Source organism: Candidatus Glomeribacter gigasporarum BEG34 (assembly GCF_000227585.1).
GTDB classification, from domain to species: domain Bacteria; phylum Pseudomonadota; class Gammaproteobacteria; order Burkholderiales; family Burkholderiaceae; genus Glomeribacter; species Glomeribacter gigasporarum_B.
Genome location: NZ_CAFB01000114.1, coordinates 1 through 1,802, shown reverse-complemented (window position 1 = coordinate 1,802; position 1,802 = coordinate 1). Strand labels below are relative to the sequence as shown.

2 protein-coding genes are annotated in these 1,802 nt (G+C 61.7%); both read right to left on the bottom strand.

Features of this window, described 5'->3' with window-relative positions; genetic code table 11:
- Positions 1-365 precede the first annotated feature (365 nt).
- Entirely contained in the window at positions 366-980 is a 615-nt protein-coding gene (locus CAGGBEG34_RS09325) for a phage baseplate assembly protein V (RefSeq protein ID WP_006683369.1), read from the bottom strand.
- A partial coding sequence (locus CAGGBEG34_RS09320; RefSeq protein ID WP_042688529.1) for a phage baseplate assembly protein occupies positions 977-1,802 on the bottom strand: 826 nt, incomplete at its 5' end. The genes CAGGBEG34_RS09325 and CAGGBEG34_RS09320, both read right to left, overlap by 4 nt.

The following is a 1,802-nucleotide window of genomic DNA, read 5'->3' as shown; positions in this document are numbered from 1 at the left end:
GCTGACCTCCGCGCTGTCCGGCGACCAGTCGCCCGCGCCAGATTCGGCTGACCAGCGGATAGGAATATCGTTCATGCGATTACCACCAGCGCACCGCATGAATCAACAAGATCAAGATCAGCGCCCACATCATGCGCTGCAATACGGGTGAACGGTGGATCAGTTCAAACATCTTGACGACTCGATAGCGGCTTTATTCTTTGCCGCTGAAACGGGTTTATTGACCTGGAAATAACCATCTCGCGTGCGCAAGGAAATAGCCCGCACCCACCAGAAATGCCACGGCCCAAAGCGCCCAAAAGCGTGCGGCTGGAAGTTGTTTGCTCATGATGCGTAACTCCTGTCAACGTCTTTGACTTAAATTTTTAAGTCGTTTGCCTGGGCGGTTGCGTCTGGCTGCCGCCGCGCTCAATGCCACCGTGCGTATGCGCGTCATAGACGGCGCGCATGTGCGCCATGCTGCGCCCGCCGGCATTGCATTGGTCGATGATCTGGCCGGTGCATTCCAAGACCGGCGCTTCAATCCGAACCTTGGCGCTGGCTTTGAGCGTCACTTCCGGCGTATTCCGGAGGGTCACGGGCAAGCCCGCGCCCTCGATCACAATCCCGTGCCGCGTCAGAATCACGCGCTGGCCCAAATCGTCATAGAGCGCCGCTTCGCCCGCTTTCAGGTGGTTCAGTCTGGACGCCTGATGGCCGGTTGCGATGATCACGCCGTTCGAGCGGTCGCCGCCAATAAAGACCACGACGGCATCACTCCCCACGGGCGGCATCGAGGCGAATCCGTACTCGGCCAGGCGCGGGGTGTGATCGCGCACCTCCAAAGCGCCGAGCCGCGCCTGATGCCGTTGCACCGGGCCGTCATCCCGTCCGGTCGTTAAGCGCCCCCGCCCGATCATCAGCATCACGCGCCGGAACAGGCGCTCCAGTCCCGCGGGCAGGGTTTGATCGTTCATTCTCATCCGTTCATGGCTGTTCATGATGGAAAGGCGGGAATATCCGCGTCATAGGGCTGCAACACCACAGGCTGCGGCGTAAAGGCGTTCGGCGGCATGAGCAGCAGTTCAGCGGTGGTGCCGTTTGCATTGCGCTGATAGCGCACTTCGGCCAATACCCAGGCGTTGCCTTCCGTCTGCATCGCCGGAATCCTGACCTCGATCTGCGTGTTCGGCGTCCATAATGCACCGCTGGCATCTCGCCAACGGTCTGTGGTCACGCACAGCTGGGAAGAACGGCCCGCTCTGCGCGCGGCTTCCCATTCGACGCGCTTTTTCGCCACCTCCTGGCCGCCGCTGCCTGCCTCCGCGATGATGAGGCGCGTGCGCGCGCGCTGAACGCCTGGGTCATGCGCTTTCGCCAGCAGATTGCCGCCCTCGCCCGCATCGGCAAGCGTATCCACCGATTGCAGCAGCGCAATATATTCTGAATAGCGCTGATCCATCGAATAGACGGCGCGCGCGCTTTGCACATTTACGCCCTGAATCAACGCGCCCGCCGCCCGCGCTTTTCCCACGCGGGCGAGCAACAGATTTCCGTCCGGTTCCTCATACGCAAGGAGCGCGCTGGTGCGGCAAATCCGCTCGATCACTTCAAACGCGCTTTCTCCAAGCATCAGATTGAACTGCGGAATCACCGGCCCCGCATCGCTGCTTGCCCGCACCGTGATCCCGTAGGGCTGCGCAAGTTTTTGCGCAATCGCGAGCGCCGACGCCCCGCTGATCTGCCCGCCGGGCCAAAGCGCTGCGCAATCCACCAGATCGGCGCATTTGCCGCGCCCCATCACGCGAATCGTATGTGCGCGT

Bases quoted from the DNA above. Each gene is read 5' to 3' on its own strand.
- CAGGBEG34_RS09325 (WP_006683369.1), bottom strand. From the start codon at position 980: ATGAACAGCCATGAACGGATGAGAATGAACGATCAAACCCTGCCCGCG.